The organism is Geodermatophilus sp. DF01-2, from assembly GCF_004571065.1.
Taxonomy (GTDB): Bacteria; Actinomycetota; Actinomycetes; order Mycobacteriales; family Geodermatophilaceae; genus Geodermatophilus.
Map to the genome: position 1 here is coordinate 30,458 of NZ_SPQN01000005.1, position 16,502 is coordinate 46,959.

Annotated in this window: 15 protein-coding genes; 9 read left to right on the forward strand and 6 right to left on the reverse strand. The window is 70.9% G+C overall.

Annotation, left to right across the window (positions count from 1 at the left end):
- Positions 1 to 416: 416 nt before the first annotated feature.
- From E4P41_RS02935 to E4P41_RS02960, 6 genes are all read left to right on the forward strand, one after another.
- On the forward strand, positions 417 to 4,130 hold the full coding sequence (locus E4P41_RS02935; RefSeq protein WP_209307507.1) for a nitrate reductase subunit alpha: 3,714 nt from the start codon (positions 417 to 419) through the stop codon (positions 4,128 to 4,130).
- Between the two features lie 148 nt (positions 4,131 to 4,278).
- On the forward strand, positions 4,279 to 6,006 hold the full coding sequence (narH, locus tag E4P41_RS02940; protein WP_135139386.1) for a nitrate reductase subunit beta: 1,728 nt from the start codon (positions 4,279 to 4,281) through the stop codon (positions 6,004 to 6,006).
- Positions 6,003 to 6,713: a nitrate reductase molybdenum cofactor assembly chaperone gene (gene narJ, locus E4P41_RS02945; protein ID WP_135139387.1), complete on the forward strand. Its 711-nt coding sequence runs from the start codon at positions 6,003 to 6,005 to the stop codon at positions 6,711 to 6,713. The genes narH and narJ overlap by 4 nt, the downstream gene beginning before the upstream one ends.
- Entirely contained in the window at positions 6,710 to 7,450 is a 741-nt protein-coding gene (gene narI, locus E4P41_RS02950; RefSeq protein WP_135139388.1) for a respiratory nitrate reductase subunit gamma, read from the forward strand. Before narJ ends, narI begins: the two co-directional genes overlap by 4 nt.
- A complete protein-coding gene (locus E4P41_RS02955; protein ID WP_135139389.1) occupies positions 7,447 to 8,679 on the forward strand; it encodes an MFS transporter in 1,233 nt (410 codons plus the stop codon). Before narI ends, E4P41_RS02955 begins: the two co-directional genes overlap by 4 nt.
- Positions 8,680 to 8,719: 40 nt before the next feature.
- A complete protein-coding gene (locus tag E4P41_RS02960) occupies positions 8,720 to 9,853 on the forward strand; it encodes a tellurite resistance/C4-dicarboxylate transporter family protein (protein ID WP_245177070.1) in 1,134 nt (377 codons plus the stop codon).
- On the opposite strand, the gene E4P41_RS02965 is transcribed toward E4P41_RS02960, so the two are convergent.
- Genes E4P41_RS02965 through E4P41_RS02975 form a run of 3 tightly spaced genes read right to left on the reverse strand, consistent with a single transcriptional unit; the run spans position 9,831 to position 12,346 of the window.
- Positions 9,831 to 10,634: a class I SAM-dependent methyltransferase gene (locus tag E4P41_RS02965; protein ID WP_135139390.1), complete on the reverse strand. Its 804-nt coding sequence runs from the start codon at positions 10,632 to 10,634 to the stop codon at positions 9,831 to 9,833. The genes E4P41_RS02960 and E4P41_RS02965 overlap by 23 nt on opposite strands.
- Before the next feature lie 60 nt (positions 10,635 to 10,694).
- Positions 10,695 to 11,729: a universal stress protein gene (locus E4P41_RS02970; RefSeq protein WP_135139391.1), complete on the reverse strand. Its 1,035-nt coding sequence runs from the start codon at positions 11,727 to 11,729 to the stop codon at positions 10,695 to 10,697.
- Positions 11,645 to 12,346, reverse strand: coding sequence for a hemerythrin domain-containing protein (locus E4P41_RS02975; RefSeq protein WP_135139392.1), 702 nt, complete (start codon positions 12,344 to 12,346; stop codon positions 11,645 to 11,647). Before E4P41_RS02975 ends, E4P41_RS02970 begins: the two co-directional genes overlap by 85 nt.
- A gap of 164 nt (positions 12,347 to 12,510) precedes the next feature.
- On the opposite strand from E4P41_RS02975, the gene E4P41_RS02980 reads away from it, so the two are divergent.
- Positions 12,511 to 12,999, forward strand: coding sequence for a hemerythrin domain-containing protein (locus E4P41_RS02980; RefSeq protein WP_280659007.1), 489 nt, complete (start codon positions 12,511 to 12,513; stop codon positions 12,997 to 12,999).
- 7 nt (positions 13,000 to 13,006) lie between these two features.
- Here E4P41_RS02980 and E4P41_RS02985 read toward each other — a convergent pair whose 3' ends face one another.
- On the reverse strand, positions 13,007 to 13,198 hold the full coding sequence (locus E4P41_RS02985; protein ID WP_135139394.1) for a hypothetical protein: 192 nt from the start codon (positions 13,196 to 13,198) through the stop codon (positions 13,007 to 13,009).
- Between the two features lie 442 nt (positions 13,199 to 13,640).
- On the opposite strand from E4P41_RS02985, the gene E4P41_RS21880 reads away from it, so the two are divergent.
- Positions 13,641 to 13,856 (forward strand): hypothetical protein, encoded by a 216-nt coding sequence (locus E4P41_RS21880; RefSeq protein ID WP_167760889.1) that lies wholly within the window; start codon positions 13,641 to 13,643, stop codon positions 13,854 to 13,856.
- 175 nt (positions 13,857 to 14,031) lie between these two features.
- A complete protein-coding gene (locus E4P41_RS02990) occupies positions 14,032 to 14,784 on the forward strand; it encodes a helix-turn-helix domain-containing protein (protein WP_209307508.1) in 753 nt (250 codons plus the stop codon).
- 7 nt (positions 14,785 to 14,791) lie between these two features.
- On the opposite strand, the gene fdxA is transcribed toward E4P41_RS02990, so the two are convergent.
- A complete protein-coding gene (gene fdxA, locus E4P41_RS02995; RefSeq protein ID WP_135139395.1) occupies positions 14,792 to 15,142 on the reverse strand; it encodes a ferredoxin in 351 nt (116 codons plus the stop codon).
- 133 nt (positions 15,143 to 15,275) lie between these two features.
- The gene (locus E4P41_RS03000) at positions 15,276 to 15,608 is read right to left on the reverse strand and encodes a cupin domain-containing protein (protein ID WP_135139396.1); all 333 of its coding nucleotides are present in this window, start codon (positions 15,606 to 15,608) and stop codon (positions 15,276 to 15,278) included.
- Positions 15,609 to 16,502: the final 894 nt, after the last annotated feature.

Here is a 16,502-nt window from a genome sequence, read left to right on the forward strand (position 1 = left end):
GCCGGCCCTGCCCCGTTGACCGCAGGCCCGGCGACCCTCCGAACGTACAACAGGCGGTAGCTGGACTTACGAGTCAGTCTGGTAGAAATGGCACACCGGCAGTGCTCCGGCGGGTCGCTTCCGGAGCCGGACGGCAAGGGGGTATCCGTGCAGGTACGCCATGACCTACGTGGTCGGGAGCCGTGCATCGATGTGCTGGACCGGGCTCGTGTCGAGGGGTGCCCGTCGACGGCGTCCACGACCCCGACCCGGGCGCCGTCCTGCGTGGGCGGGCCGTCCGACGACGTGTCCATGACTGGATTCTCACGAGCCAGCTCGGAAAATCGCCGGCATCACTACCACCGACCGACCCCTCTGCGGGATGACGGTCGGCTCGCCGCCGCGGCGGGCCACCGCGGCATCCGGGAAGGAGCAGCGTGACCAGCACCGATCAGGCGGCGGGGTTGGACAGCGAGCTGTCCGAAGCCCTCGTCCGGACGTCCCGCTTCTTCCGCAAGGGCGAGGTGAGCGCCGACCTGCGGTCCCTGCACCAGATCGGGGGAAGGGACGCCGACAGCTTCTACCGAGACCGTTGGTCCCACGACAAGGTGGTCCGCTCCACGCACGGGGTCAACTGCACCGGGTCGTGCTCGTGGAAGGTGTACGTCAAGGACGGCATCATCACCTGGGAGGCGCAGCAGACCGACTACCCGTCGGCGGGCGTCGACCGGCCGGAGTACGAGCCGCGCGGCTGCCCGCGGGGAGCGGCCTTCTCCTGGTACACCTACTCGCCGACCCGGGTCCGCTATCCCTACGTCCGCGGCTCGCTGCTGCAGATGTACCGGGAAGCGCGTCAGCGCCTCGGCGATCCGGTGCTCGCGTGGGCCGACATCGTGTCCGACCCGGAGAAGGCCCGAACCTACAAGTCGCAGCGTGGCAAGGGTGGACTCGTCCGTGCCTCGTGGGACGAGGCGACGGAGATGATCGCCGCCGCCCACGTGCACACCATCAAGGAGTACGGGCCGGATCGGATCGCCGGTTTCTCGCCGATCCCCGCGATGTCGATGGTCTCCCACGCCGCCGGGTCGCGGTTCATGGCGCTGATCGGCGCCCCGATGCTGTCGTTCTACGACTGGTACGCCGACCTGCCGGTCGCCTCCCCGCAGGTCTTCGGTGACCAGACCGACGTGCCGGAGTCAGGGGACTGGTGGGACGCCTCCTACCTGATCCTGTGGGGCTCCAACGTGCCGGTGACCCGCACGCCGGACGCGCACTGGATGACCGAGGCCCGCTACCGCGGCCAGAAGGTCGTCGTGATGAGCCCGGACTACTCCGATGCCACCAAGTTCGCCGACGACTGGCTCGCTCCGCATCCCGGCACCGACGGCGCGCTGGCGATGGCCATGGGCCACGTCGTGCTCAGGGAGTTCTTCCTCGACCGCCAGGTGCCGCGGTTCACCGAGTACGTCAAGCGCTACACCGACCTGCCGTTCCTGCTGACCCTCACCCCACGCGGCGACGACGCCGAGGCCGGTTACGTGCCGGGCAAGTTCCTCACCGCCGCCGACCTCGGGGACGTCGAGGAGGGCGCGGAGTTCAAGACCGTCCTGGTGGACTCGGCCACCGGGGAACCGCAGGTCCCGAACGGCTCACTGGGTTTCCGCTACGGCGAGGCCGGCAAGGGCCGGTGGAACCTCGACCTCGGCGAGGTCGACCCGCTGCTCAGCCTGTACGCGCCCGGCGCCGAGGTCGCGCCGGTCGACCTCGCCCGCTTCGACACGCCCCGCGGCGAGGGCGCGACGATGCGCCGCGGCGTCCCGGTCCGCCGGATGGGCAAGCACGTGGTGACGACGGTGTACGACCTGCTGCTCGCGCAGTTCGGGGTCGGGCGTGCCGGCCTCCCGGGGGAGTGGCCGACCGGCCTGGACGACGCGTCGCAGCCGTACACCCCGGCCTGGCAGGAGCAGTTCACCGGCGTGTCGGCCGCCGCGGCCGCTCGCATCGGCCGGGAGTTCGCGCGGAACGCCGAGGAGTCCGGCGGCCGCTCCATGATCATCATGGGCGCCGGTACGAACCACTGGTTCCACTCCGACACGATCTACCGCGCCTTCCTCACCCTCACGACGCTGACCGGCTGCCAGGGCGTCAACGGCGGCGGCTGGGCCCACTACGTCGGGCAGGAGAAGGTCCGCCCGATCACCGGCTGGATGACGCTCGCCGGCGCCCTGGACTGGGCGCGGCCGCCGCGGCAGATGATCCAGACCGCCTACTGGTACCTGCACACCGACCAGTGGCGCTACGACCGGACCACCCTGGACGGCTTCTCCTCCCCGCTGGGGAAGGGCCGGTTCGCCGGGAAGACGCCGGCCGACGTCCTCGCGGAGTCGGCCCGCATGGGGTGGATGCCGTCGTTCCCGACCTTCAACCGCAACCCCCTCGACCTCGCCGACGAGGCCATCGCAGCGGGGGAGGCCGCCGGGACCGACCCGGGCACGCACGTGGTGAACGAGCTGAGGTCCGGCCGGCTGCGGTTCGCCGCCGAGGACCCCGACGCCCCGGAGAACTTCCCGCGGGTGCTGACGGTCTGGCGGGCCAACCTGCTCGGCTCCTCCGGCAAGGGGAACGAGTACTTCCTCGAGCACCTGCTCGGCGCCGACTCGTCGCTCCGCGCCGAGGAGGCGTCACCGGAAGCCCGGCCCAAGGACCTCGTCTGGCACGACGAGGCGCCCACCGGCAAGTTGGACCTGCTACTGGCGCTCGACTTCCGGATGACCAGCACGACGGTGTTCTCCGACATCACGCTGCCGGCCGCCACCTGGTACGAGAAGCACGACCTGAACACCACCGACATGCATCCGTACGTCAACTCGTTCAACCCGGCGATCGCCCCGCCGTGGGAGACGCGCACCGACTTCGACGCCTTCGGCGGGATCGCGCGTGCCTTCAGCCGGCTGGCGGCGACGCACCTGGGTGTGCGACGGGACCTGGTGGCGCTGCCACTGCTGCACGACACCCCCGACGAACTCGCCAACCCGCGCGGTGTGGTCCGGGACTGGAAGGCGGGTGAGTGCGATCCGGTGCCGGGGAAGACGATGCCGAAGCTCGTCGTCCAGGAGCGGGACTACGCGGCCGTGGGGCAGAAGTGGTCGGCCCTCGGGCCGCTGGTGGAGGAGCTCGGGCTGCAGATCAAGGGCGTCACGACCGAGCCGGACGAGGAGGTCGACCACCTGCGGCACAAGAACGGGGTCATGCGGGACGGCGTCGCGGCCGGCCGCCCCGCGCTGGCCCGGGACGTGCACTGGTGCGAGACCATCCTCGCCCTCTCGGGGACGACGAACGGGCGGCTGGCCACGCAGGGGTTCCGCAACTCCGAGGAGCGCACCGGGACGCGGATGGCCGACCTGGCTGCCGAGCACGAGAGCCAGTTGATCACCTTCAGCGACACGCAGGCCCGGCCGACCCCGGTGATCACTTCTCCGGAATGGTCGGGCAGCGAGCACGGTGGACGGCGGTACTCGCCCTTCACCATCAACGTGGAACGGCTCAAGCCGTGGCACACCCTCACCGGGCGGATGCACTTCTTCCTCGACCACGACTGGATGGCCGATGCGGGGGAGAACCTGCCGGTCTTCCGGCCACCGCTGGACATGCACACGCTGTACGGGGAGCCGCAGGTCGGGGACACCGGGGAGCTCGGCATCACCGTCCGGTACCTGACCCCGCACAACAAGTGGTCGATCCACTCCGAGTACCAGGACAACCTGTTCATGCTGTCGCTGTCCCGAGGCGGGCAGACGATCTGGATGAGCACGCAGGACGCCGCCAAGGTCGGAGTCCGCGACAACGACTGGATCGAGGCGGTCAACCGCAACGGTGTCGTGGTGGCCCGGGCCATCGTGTCCTCCCGCATGCCGGAGGGGACCGTCTACATGCACCACGCCCAGGAACGCCTCATCGACGTCCCGAGGGCAGAGACCTCGGGCAAGCGCGGGGGCATCCACAACTCGCTGACCAGGCTGTTCCTCAAGCCGACCCACCTGATCGGGGGCTATGCGCAGCTCTCCTTCGCCTTCAACTACCTCGGTCCCACGGGGAACCAGCGCGACGAGGTCACCGTGATCCGCCGCCGCAGCCAGGAGGTGCAGTACTGATGCGCGGTCGTCCAACCGGCCGGGTCCCGGGTCGAGTGAGCAGTTCCGGTCGGTCCGGACGGCGTGTCGGCGCGTGTCGGCGTCCACGACTGCGTACTCGGCCGGACGGCGGCGCAGGGAGCACCAGCCACCAGGAGGTGACCTACTGATGCGCGTCATGGCCCAGATGGGCATGGTGATGAACCTCGACAAGTGCATCGGGTGCCACACCTGCTCGGTCACCTGCAAGCAGGCGTGGACCAACCGCACCGGGGTCGAGTACGTCTGGTTCAACAACGTCGAGACGCGGCCCGGTCAGGGCTACCCACGCACGTACGAGAACCAGGAGAGGTGGAAGGGCGGCTGGGAGGTCGGCCGGAACGGCAGGCTGAGGCTGCGGACCGGCAGCCGGCTCAAGCGGCTGCTGACCATCTTCTCCAACCCGATCCAGCCGTCGATCAACGACTACTACGAGCCCTGGACCTACGACTACGAGACGCTGACCAACGCTCCGCTGCAGGAGCACACACCCGTCGCCCAGCCCTACTCCCAGCTGTCCGGCAAGCCGATGAAGGTGGAGTGGAGCGCCAACTGGGACGACAACCTGGGTGGCGCTCCGGAACTCACCCAGGACGACCCGGTGCTGCAGAAGATCTCCGGGCAGGTCAAGGAGAAGTACGAGCAGACCTACATGTTCTACCTGCCGCGGATCTGCGAGCACTGCATCAACCCGTCGTGCGCGGCGTCCTGCCCGTCGGGGGCGATCTACAAGCGGGAAGAGGACGGCATCGTCCTCGTCGACCAGGACCGGTGTCGCGGCTGGCGGATGTGCGTCACCGGCTGCCCGTACAAGAAGGTCTACTTCAACCACCGCACCGGCAAGGCGGAGAAGTGCACGTTCTGCTTCCCCCGCGTCGAGGTCGGCATCCCGACCGTCTGCTCGGAGACCTGCGTCGGCCGGCTCCGCTACATCGGCATCGTCCTCTACGACGAGGAGCGGGTGCTGGAGGCGGCGTCCACCCCGGACCCCCAGGATCTCTACGAGGCCCAGCGCTCGATCATCCTGGACCCCGACGACCCGCAGGTCATCCGTGCCGCCGAGCAAGCGAGGATTCCGCGGGACTGGATCGAGGCCGCGCAGCGCTCGCCGATCCACGCGCTGATCAACCGGTACGAGGTCGCGCTGCCGCTGCACCCGGAGTACCGGACGATGCCGATGGTCTGGTACATCCCGCCGCTGTCGCCGGTGGTCGACGCGCTCACCGAGACCGGGCACGACGGCGAGGACGCCGGCAACATCTTCGGTGCCATCGAGTCGCTGCGGATCCCGGTCGAGTACCTGGCCGAGCTGTTCACCGCCGGCGACACGGACCGGGTGACGGGTGTGCTCCGGAAGCTCGGCGCGATGCGGTCCTACATGCGCGACCTCAACCTGGGCCGGCCGGCCGACGAGTCGATCGCCGCGGCGGTCGGCATGACCGGCCAGGACATCGAGGACATGCACCGGCTGCTCGCCATCGCCAAGTACGACGAGCGCTACGTCATCCCCACCGCGCACGCCGAGCAGGGGCCGGAGATGGAGGAGCTCGACGTCGGCTGCTCGCTCGACTACGACGGCGGCCCGGGGATGGGCGGCTGGGGCCCGTTCGGCGAGACCTCGGGCGGTGTCACGCCGATCGCCGTCGAGAACTTCCACATGCTGGCCGGCCGGCAGACGACCGACATGCTGGCCGCCCCCGCATCCAAGGAGCAGCGGGTGAACCTGCTCAACTGGGACGGCAAGGGGTCGCCCACCGGGCTGTTCCCGCCACGCCCGGACGAGAGCCCCGGACTCCACGGGCCGGACGGCGGCGGTGTGGGGGAGGGCTCGCCCGCCGTGACGGACCCCAAGCCGTGAGCCGCCGACTCCTGCCGCGCCGGACGGCCGCCACCTCGGGTCAGCTGGCGGCCGCCCGGCAGGTGGCGTCGCTGCTGCTGGGGTATCCCGACGAGGAGCTGCTCGGGCGGCTGCCGCTGTTGCGCGCCGCCGTCGCGCCGCTGCCGGTGCAGGTCGCCGGCCCCCTGGGCCGGTTCCTCGACCACCTGGAGACCACGTCGCTGACCGAGCAGCAGGCGGCCTACGTCGAGATCTTCGACCTGCGCCGCCGCTGCTCGCTGTACCTCACCTACTACGCCTACGGCGACACCCGGAAGCGCGGTATGGCGCTGCTGCAGTTCAAGCACCTGTACAGCCGCGCCGGCCTCACCCTGACCGACGACGAGCTGCCCGACCACCTGGCCGTCGTCCTCGAGTTCACCGCGACCGGGGACCCTGCGCGCGGCGAGCGGCTGCTGCGCGAGCACCGGGCCGGCCTCGAGCTCATCCGGCTGGCGCTCGAGGAGCGCCGGTCGCCGTACGCCTGGGTGCTGCAGGCGGTGTGCGCGACCCTGCCGCCGGTCCGAGCCGAGGACGAGGAGGCGGTGCTGCGGCTGGCCCGAGAAGGGCCGCCGACCGAGGAGGTCGGCCTCGACCCCTACGGGGCGACCCCGTTCGCGCCGCCGGAGTACCTGCCGCCGGCCACCCCTGGTCCGCGTTCCGGATTTCCCGCTGGAGCCCCCGCATGAGCGTTCCCGAGGTCCTGCTCTGGGTCGTCCTCCCGTACGTCAGCCTGGCGATCTTCATCGGCGGGCACATCTGGCGCTACCGGTACGACAAGTTCGGCTGGACCACCCGGTCGAGCCAGCTCTACGAACGACGGCTGCAGCGCTGGGGCAGCCCGCTGTTCCACTTCGGGATCCTGTTCGTCCTCGTCGGGCACGTCATCGGTCTGGGCATCCCCGAGTCCTGGACCGAGGCGGTCGGGATCACCGAGGAGATGTACCACGTCGCCGCCATCGGGATCGGGGCCATCGCCGGCTTCGGCACGCTGGTCGGGATGGCCATCCTGATCTACCGGCGGCGCACGGTGGGGCCGGTGTTCTCGGCGACCACCAGGAACGACAAGTTCATGTACCTGGTCCTCGCCCTCACGATCCTGCTCGGGCTGAGCAACACCGTCCTGGGCGTGCTGGGGCACGAGGGCGCCGACTACCGCGACACGGTCTCGCCGTGGTTCCGCAGCATCTTCTACTTCCAGCCGCAGCCGGAGCTGATGACGGCAGCGGGGCTGGGCTTCCAGCTGCACGCCCTGTCGGCGCTGGTGCTGTTCGCCATCTGGCCGTTCACCCGGCTGGTGCACGCCTTCAGCGCGCCGATCGGCTACTTCACCCGGCCCTACATCGTCTACCGCAGCAGGAACCGGCAGCTGGGCAACCGGGCCACACCTCGGGGTTGGGACCGGGTGGGAGGTCCGCGGCGATGAGTGTTGCACCGAGTTCGGCAGCCGGTACGCAGCAGACGGCCGCGGTTCCGCGGCAGGCCTGGGAGATGCTCGCCGTCGCCACCCTCGGGTTCGCGGTCAACTTCTGGGCCTGGGCGCTGCTCAGCCCGCTCGGCGGGTACTTCGCCGGCACCCTCGAGCTGAGCCCGCTGCAGACCTCACTGCTCGTGGCCGTGCCCGTCGTCGTGGGCTCCCTCGGCCGGATCCCGGCCGGCGCGCTGACCGACCGGTTCGGAGCCCGGGTCATGTTCCCCCTGGTCAGCGCGCTGACGATCGTGCCCGTGCTGTTCGTCGGCTTCGTGGCCCCGGACTCCTACGCGCTGATGCTCGTCGGGGGCCTGTTCCTGGGGCTGGGCGGCACCACGTTCGCCGTCGGCGTCCCGCTGGTGAACGCCTGGTTCCCGCCGGACAAGCGGGGCCTGGCCCTGGGCATCTTCGGCCTCGGCACGGGTGGTACCGCGATCGCGGCGTTCAGCACCGTGCCCCTCCGCCAGGCGTTCGGCCCGGGCACCCCCTTCCTCCTCGTCGCGGTCCTGCTCGCCGCCTACGCGGTGCTCGCCTGGGTGCTGCTCCGCGACGCACCCGGCCGGGCGCTGCCCACCGGGAGCGCCGCCCGGCGGGCCTGGGAGACCCTCAAGCTGCCGATCACGCTGCAGCTGTCGTTCCTGTACGCGGTCGGCTTCGGCGGGTTCGTGGCCTTCAGCGTCTACCTACCGACCTACCTGCGGGTGACCTTCGGCCTGGAGCCGGGCGACGGTGCGCTGCGGACGGCGGGCTTCGTCGTCCTCGCGGTGGTCATGCGGCCGGTCGGCGGCTGGCTGTCCGACCGGTTCCACCCGGGTCCCGTGCTGGTCGTGTGCTTCGCGGTCGTCTCGGTGTTCGCGGCCCTCTCGACACTGGAGCGGCCGCTGCAGCCGCTCGGCACCATTGCTTTCCTCACCATGGCCGCAGCGCTGGGAGCGTCGTCGGGTGCGGTCTTCGCGCTCGTGGCGATCGCCGCCCCCGCCGGCACGGTCGGCTCGGTGACCGGCATCGTCGGTGCCGCCGGCGGCCTGGGCGGCTTCCTGCCGCCGCTGGTCATGGGGGCCGTCTACGGCTACTACGGCAACTACGGTCCCGGGCTGTGGCTCCTGGCGGGCACCGCGCTGGTCGCCGCCGTCTACACCGCTTGGGGCATGCGGCCGGTGGGTCGGACCGCCCGCACCGATTGAGGGCGCTGCGCAGCGTGCGGCCTGTGGCAGGTTCCGGAACGTGACGTCCACCGCCGGATCGAGAACGGACACGACCGGGCGACTGCGGGGCCGGCTCCAGCACGCCGTCCACGGTCTGACGCCCGGGTACTTCGCGCTGGTCATGGGCAGCGGCATCATCTCGGTGGGCATGCTGCTGGACGGTCACATCGCGCTGTCCGTGCTGCTCCTCGTGGTCTGCGCGGTGTCGTTCGTGGTGCTGCTGGTGCTGACCGCGTGGCGATTGCTGGCCTACCGCGACGCGGTCGTCGACGACTTCACCGACCCTCGCCGCGGATTCGGCTTCTTCACCGTCATCGCGGGCACGAACGTGCTGGGCGTGCGGCTGGCGATGGACGGCCATCACGAGGTCACCGCCGGCCTGCTGGTGGTCGCCGGCGTGACCTGGCTCGTGCTGGGCTACGTCGTCCCATGGACGGCCGTGCTGAGCAGCGAGCAACGCCCCGTGGTGGCGACCGCCAACGGAACATGGTTCATCTGGGTCGTCGCCAGCCAGTCCGTCGCCGTCTCCGCTGCCTCCATCGAGCCGGTGTTCGCGGCCGTGCGCGACGAGCTCGCCGTGGTGGCGGTGTTCTCGTGGTCGGTCGGCGTCTTCCTGTACGCGGCAGCCGGCATCTTCGTCTCCGCACGGCTGATGCTCTACGACCTGCGCCCGGTCGACCTCACTCCGCCCTACTGGGTCGCGATGGGCGCCAGCGCCATCACCGTGCTGGCCGGGGCACGCATCGTCGAGATGGCCGACGCACCGATGGTCGACGCCACCCGCGGGCTCATCGCCGGCGCATCCGTGTCGTTCTGGGCGTTCGCCACGTGGCTGATCCCGGCGCTGGTGGCGGCCGGCTGGTGGCGGCACCGCACCCACGGCGTGCCGCTGGTCTACGAGGCGACGCTCTGGAGCGTGGTCTTCCCCCTCGGCATGTACGCCGTGGCGGGCCTCTACCTCGACCAGGCCAACGACCTGCCCGTCGTCGGCGCGGTCGGCGCGACCTGGCTCTGGGTCGCATTCGCCGCGTGGGCACTGACCCTGGCCGCGATGATCGTCCACGTCGTCCGCACCGTCGTCCTGCCCGCCGGGCGCGGAACCACCTCAGCGATTCCGTCCGGGGCGGTGGTCAGCCGTCGACCCGACCGATGAGGCTCACCGCTCCCAGGTGGTGGCGATGGCGGCGGAACTGGCTGCGCATGGCGAGCACCCGCCGGCGTGCGACGGGGTCCGTCGCCAGCCGGCGCAGGATCCGCGCGGTTCCCCGGACGCCCTCGTCACGGAGGACCCGAGTGGGTTCCAGCAGCCGCATCGGCGCCCGAGCCTCGTGCACCACCGACATCCCCGCGGACTCCAGCAGCCTGCGCCACTCGGGAACGGTCGAAGGACGAGCGCCGATCCGGATGGTGCGGGAGAGGTCGGCGCGGACCCGTTCGGCGGCGCTCTCGTCGAGGTCGTCGGGCAACAGGCAGAGCTCGTGGATGCCGTACCGGCCGCCCGGGCGGAGCAGCCGCGCGGCCTCCCGCACGATCCGGAGCTTGGCCGGGTCGGGTTGCATGGTCAGCATGGCCTCGCCGAACACGACGGTCGCACCGCCGTCCTCGAGCCCGGTGGTCTCCGCGTCGGCGATGCGGCAGTCCACCGGAGGACCGGTGGTCAACTGCCGGACCTGGGCTGCGGCCGCCGGGTCGCGTTCGATCCCGATGTAGGAGGCGGGGTTGCGCGCCAGGACGAGCCGGGTGGTGGTTCCCAGCCCGGGCGCGAGTTCCACGACCCGGTCCCCGCTGTCGATGTCCAGGGCGTCCAGCATCGCGCCGGTCAGCTCACGGCCACCCGGGCGGAGCACCCGCTTGCCGAGGCGGGCGAGCAGCCAGTGCCCGGGCATCCGGGAGGCGTCGAGAGCGGCTCCGGGCAGCTGGTCGGGATCAGGCATGGTGGGACACCTTCCGTAGCGCGGGGTGGTCATCGGAAACGTGGAGGCTCCCTCGAATGGTCAGCCGGGGTCCGGTCGATGCGCGCCGGACCGGACGATCGCCACGGGGCAGCGCGCGCCCCGGAGCACGTCCTGACTGACCGAGCCCAGGAGCAGGCCACGCACACCCCCGCGGCCACGGCTCCCGACGACCAGCAGAGCCGCACCCGCGGATTCCGTGTCGAGCACGGGAGCCGGAGGACCCTGCGCGAGGCCGAGCTGGACGTCCACCTGCGGGAAGTGCTGTTGCCAGGGGGCGACGGCGTCCTCCAGCAGGCGGCGGTGATCGGCTTCCACGGCGGCGCGGTCATCGACCACGGGGAGCAGATCTGCCGGACTGCGCGTCGACCAGCAGTGCAGGGCCGTCAGACCGATGCTGCGCCGTGCGGCTGCCTGGAAGGCGTAGGCGATCGCCGACTCCGACAGCTCTGTGCCGTCGACCGCGACCACCACCCGATTCGCCGACGGCCCAGGGGTGGCGCCGTGCAACTGCCGGACCACGACGACCGGGCAGTTGGCGTTGGCGGCTACCGCGATGCTGACCGAACCGAGGACCACGCCCGCCCAGCGGCGGAGCCCCCGGCTGCCCACGACCAGCGTCTCGGCATCGCGGCTCTCGTCGAGCAGAGCGACTGCGGGGCTCCCGGTCACCAGCTGAGTGCTGACGGGGCCGTCTCCGACGATCGCTCGGACGTCCTGTGTCGCCTCCTGCAGGACCTGAGCGGGGACGTCCTCTGGCCGCTCACCTCCCTCCCGGCCGCACCGGGGTGGGCAGACGTGCACGACCCTCAGCGGCCGCTGCCGCGCCGCGGCTTCGGCTGCCGCCCAGCGGAGGGCATCCTTCTCGTAGAGGGGACCCTCCAGGCCCACGACCACCGGTCGCTCGCCCAGCCGGGCGGGGTCATGACCGTTCGGTGCGTCGCCGTACCGGTCACCTACGGGCTTTGTCGGGTCTCTTCCGACCGGACGTGTCACTGTGGACGCCGGCGAGTGACCTCGGCCCGCCAGCGCTGCGGTCCCTCCTCGAGGTAGGTCCAGCCGTAGTCGGCACCCCATCGGTCGGCCACCAGCGCGCTGAGCACGGTCGGTGCGCTGTGCGATCGGACCTCCACCGTCTCGTCGGCCGACAACCGCGCCAGGCGCTGCATCGCCACCCGCGTGGCGAAACCCACGGGCAGGACATCGAGGTCCAGCACCGGCCCTTCGGTCAGCGGGTACCAGGTTCGCGACCACGTCGGCCGGCGTCGTGGCTCGATTCCCTCCAGGGTCGTCGTGGCCAGCGCGCGCTCCTCCCGTGCGAGATGCCGGTCCAGCTGCTGCCGCAGGTCCAGCAGGAACTCGGCGAGACGATTCCCGTCCTGCTCACCGATCTCGGCATCGATCTCTCGTGCGAGCCGGTCGGCCGCATCCCGCAACGCCACGTGATCCCGCATCAGGACCTCGACCTGAGCGCTGCCGAAGCCGCCGGTCGCCAGGGGGAACAGCAGCCGTTCTTCGTGCGCTGCCTGATCGAGCAGCTCGTATCGCAGGTAGTCCACCAGTTCCCGCAGCTCCCTGCGGGGCCACCGCCCGTCGCGCAGGACGGTCAGGATGCGGTCCTCGTGAGCCTCGACCTGCTGCAACAGGATCGCGTGCTCGTCGGCCAGTAGGTGTCCCTGCGATCGCTGGTTCATCCCGACCTCCGTCAGGTCGCTCCCGTTTACACGAGTGACATTAGTATAAACGGGAGCCCATGGCGATCGGTCTCCGTCCGCATCGCCGAGCGGCGGAAGGCGCACCGTCACCGGACGACCGGCCTCGGGCGTGTGTGCGGACCCGACGTCGAAGGGAAGATCGGATGTGCGACCACTGCGGCTGCCGTGACCTGACCCCTATCGCGCGGTTGATGGACGAGCACGACCGCCTGCGCGAACTCACCGGCCACATCCGTTCCCACCTGGCCGTCGGCGACGATCCCGCGGCACGGGCCCACTTCGAGGAGCTGCTGGTCGTCCTCGGCCCGCACGTGGCCGAGGAGGAGGGCTCCCTCTTCCCCATGCTGCGCCGCAGCGGCGAGCTGGCCGACCACGTCACCGTGCTCGAGGAGGAGCACGCCGGGCTCTACGACGACGTGGACGACCTCGACGACGCAGCGGCCGCAGCCGACGGCGCCCAGCGCTGGCGGGACGGCGTGCAGCGCGTGCTGGAGGACCTCGACCGGCACATGTTCAAGGAGGACTTCGGGCTCTTCCCGGCGGCCCTGGCCACGCTGGACGGCGCGGACTGGGACGCGATGGAGGAGTGGAAGCAGGCGCACGACGCCCCGGCCGAGCCGCTGGGAACGTGACCCTCGCTCACCTGTCGGTGACGGCGATGCGGCCGTGTGCGCCTCGTTCGGCGTCGACCATGACGTGCGAGACGAAGGGGTACGACCCGGCCTCCGGGAAGGTCAGCTCGACGAACCCGCCCTGGGCCGGTGCCAGCGCCAGCGCCTGGCTGCCGCCTCCGCCGGGTACCAGTTGCTGGCGGAGGTCCTCATCAGCCATCTGAAGAGCACCGCACGGCAGCCGGCCGCGGAGGCCGTCGCCGTGCGGTGCTCCTGGGGTCGGGTCCTCGGTGAGCAGCCGGGGGCGACGGCGCCAGCGACGACGGCAGCGCCGTCGGTGCGCGAGGCGACCGAGGACCTGGTGGCCCTGCTGGACAGCCTGGGCTTCGCTCCCCGGTCCACCGGGTCGGAGGACGTCATCGAGCTGCACCACTGCCCCTTCCACCAGGTCGCCGGAGGCCACTCTCCGGTCGTGTGCGGGGTGCGCCTGGGGTTGATGCAGGGAGCGCTCGCCGCACGGGCGGCTCCGTTGCGGGCCGCGAACATGGAACCGTTCGTGACGCCGACGCTCTGCCTGGCCCGTCTCGAGAGAGCCCGGACGCCGGTGCCCGACCGCAACCACTGGGCGGCTGGACGACGCCCGCCGACGGAAGGGGAACGCCGTGATCGAGATGCTCGGCGACCATCGCCAGCGGGGAGGAGCAGTGACCTGCGTCGGAGGCCGGCGATCTCTGGAGCCGCGGGAGCACGCCGACCGCGAACCGGCGGCCCGGCTGACCGAGCTCGAGGACGAGCTGGCCACGGCCACGGGCACCTGGCGGAGGGCAATCGGAGCCCGGCGCCCGGCTGAGGTCCCCGAGCTCGGCACGATGCGGTGACCGAGGCCTGTGACGCCGTCATCGCGGCGGCCGAGGCGGGCTACCGGCTGGTGGTCGGGTACACCCGTGGCACGCCTCGTCCGCTCGGGTCTCGCAGCCTCCCCGTCCCCCGTGGAAGGTAGGTCCGTGGACAGCGCACCGGCGTCCCGACCCGTTCGTCTGTGAGACTCGGTTCATGAACATGTCGCCGGAGGAGCTGTCCGCGCAGGAGACCGCGCGTGCCGGTGTCAGCCGGCAGCGCATCCTGGAGCTGCTGCGTGCCGCCGCCGGGGGATTCGGCGTCCAGGAGTTGGCTCAGCGGACCGGACTGCACACCAACACCGTGCGCTTCCACCTCGATCGGCTGGTCGCCGATGGGTTGGTGCAGCGGCACGTCGAGGAGCGAACAGAACCAGGACGTCCGCGGTTGGCGTTCACCGCCGCGCCGCCGCCGCACCCTGCCCGGGATCGACGCAACTACCAGTTCCTCTCCGAGATCCTCGCCAGCTTCGTCACTGGCACGACCGCCGACCCGCCGGCCGCCGCCATCGAGATGGGACGCAACTGGGGGCGCTACCTCACTGAGCGGCCCGCTCCCTATCAACGCGTCACCGAGGACGAAGCCGTCGCTCGCCTGCTGCGCATCCTCGACGAGATCGGCTTCGCACCGGAGCTGGCAGCTGACGACCCGCGGCGGATTCTGCTGCCGCACTGTCCGTTCCGGGAGGTGGCTGCGGAGCACCGCGAAGTCGTCTGTTCCATCCATCTGGGGTTGATGCGGGGAGCGCTGGACGAGATGCGCGCTCCGGTGACCGCCGACCGGCTGTTGCCGTTCGTCGAACCGTCCCTGTGCGTGGCCCACCTGGCACCAGAGACGGGGGCATCCGAGAGGCACGGCCCGCCATCGCACTCTCCTTCCGCGCCGAACGCAGCGACGGGATCTCCCTGACAACGAATCAGGAGTCCGCAGTCCGGACCGGACGAGAGGTCACGAGTTCGGTGTCCACGCCGATGGGGCCGGTCCTGGCCGCTCCGCCGGGGGAGTCCAGGGGTTCGCTTCGCCCAGCAAGGGGCTCGGCGAAGAAGCGCGCGTTGTCCTCCTGGTAGGGCTTGAGGCTCTGGGGGAGGTCGTCCTCGTAGTAGATGGCTTCGACGGGGCAGACCGGTTCGCAGGCTCCGCAGTCGACGCACTCGTCCGGGTGGATGTAGAGCGCGCGGGCTCCCTCGTAGATGCAGTCGACTGGGCACTCGTCGACGCAAGCCCGATCCATCACGTCGATGCAGGGTTCGCCGATCACGTAGGCCACGGTGCTCTCCCTTCTCGTAGGTGGTCAGTCAGAGATGTCGTGGGAAGCCACTTCGGCGTAGCGCTCGTGGAGGCGTAAGTGCACAGGTCGATCGGCCGGTGAGTGGTACCTGGGCTGGATGCACGTCTGCCGTCTACCGGTGCTTGGCCACGGTCAGCAGCACGGCTGCGTCGGTGACCGCTTCGAGGCTGTGCCGAGCTTCGGGGATGATCAGCAGGTCGCCCCGGCGTCCTTCCCAGGTCGCCTGCGGTGCGATGAGTCGGACCCGGCCATCCAGGACCTGCAGGGTCGCCTCGCCGGGGTTCTGATGCTCAGCGAGGGCGGCTCCGGCGACCATGGCCACCACGGTCTGCCGGAGGGTCTTCTCGTGGCCCCCGTAGACGGTGTCGGCTGAACGACCGCTCTCGCCGGCACGTGCCGCGCGGAGCAGTTGGCGTGCGAGCGCGTCGAGGCTCGTCTTCTGCATGGCCACCACCCAAGACTCGGCCGCCGGACGTCGTTCCTGACGGTTGGCGCGGTCGCACCGCGCGCTTCGCCACTCGCCTCTCTTTCTACCAGCTAGGCTCATACTTACAAGTGCTCATTGTGTCGGGGGGTGGGGACGTGGAGCGGTCAACGCCTCGGCTTGGTGTCGTGCCTCCTCGTAACCGCGCTGTCCCGTGGCCGTCGGTCAGGGACGTCTCGTCGGGAGGTGTCAGCGGATGTAGACAGTCGCTCCACGCGACTGCCCCCCTCAACTGCTACGAGACCCGGGACGACCTCCACCGCGCCGCCGGGACATGCGCCGCCGGCGGTCTCGGCGACCTCGTGCAGCGCGCCGCCGCGGCGGGCGACCCGGCGCGCGAGGCCGAGGCGGAGGACGTACTGCACGCCACGGTGTACGTGCTTCCGGCAAGCAGCGCCGCGGCAGCGGGCCACCTGGCACGAGGCCCGCTGGGGGTGAGCGACGCGGCGTGAGCGCCGCCCGCTCCGGAGCGGCCGAACGTGATGCGGCGGTGAGCGCGCTGGATGCGATCACCGACCTCGTGCGTGAGGGGCGCCCAGCGTTCGACGCTTCGGCCTACCGGCGTCATGCCCTGGCGTTCCACTGGGTCAACGTCGGCAGCCAGCTCGAGCAGTACGTGCGCGTATTCAACGACGACGTACCGATCGCGGAGATGACCCCGCAGTCAAGCTGCGGGATCGGCTGGCCTACCAGCCGATCGCCCACCTCGACGCAGACATCCTGTGGGACACCTGCGTCGAGGATCCGCCGGAGCTGTGGCCGTTCCTCGTCGCCCTCCGCCAGTCGCTGTAGTGCCCCAGCGGCCCGGCCATGCGATGTGGCCGGGCCGCTCACCCATCTGGAAGCCGGAACGAG

Coding starts and splice junctions, on each gene's coding strand:
- narI (WP_135139388.1), top strand. CDS start 6,710: ATGAGCGTTCCCGAGGTCCTGCTCTGGGTCGTCCTCCCGTACGTCAGC.
- E4P41_RS02975 (WP_135139392.1), bottom strand. CDS start 12,346: ATGAACCAGCGATCGCAGGGACACCTACTGGCCGACGAGCACGCGATC.
- E4P41_RS02985 (WP_135139394.1), bottom strand. CDS start 13,198: ATGGCTGATGAGGACCTCCGCCAGCAACTGGTACCCGGCGGAGGCGGC.
- narH (WP_135139386.1), top strand. CDS start 4,279: ATGCGCGTCATGGCCCAGATGGGCATGGTGATGAACCTCGACAAGTGC.
- E4P41_RS02965 (WP_135139390.1), bottom strand. CDS start 10,634: ATGCCTGATCCCGACCAGCTGCCCGGAGCCGCTCTCGACGCCTCCCGG.
- E4P41_RS02955 (WP_135139389.1), top strand. CDS start 7,447: ATGAGTGTTGCACCGAGTTCGGCAGCCGGTACGCAGCAGACGGCCGCG.
- E4P41_RS02970 (WP_135139391.1), bottom strand. CDS start 11,729: ATGGGGTGCCGACTACGGCTGGACCTACCTCGAGGAGGGACCGCAGCG.
- E4P41_RS03000 (WP_135139396.1), bottom strand. CDS start 15,608: ATGCAGAAGACGAGCCTCGACGCGCTCGCACGCCAACTGCTCCGCGCG.
- E4P41_RS02990 (WP_209307508.1), top strand. CDS start 14,032: ATGAACATGTCGCCGGAGGAGCTGTCCGCGCAGGAGACCGCGCGTGCC.
- E4P41_RS02980 (WP_280659007.1), top strand. CDS start 12,511: ATGTGCGACCACTGCGGCTGCCGTGACCTGACCCCTATCGCGCGGTTG.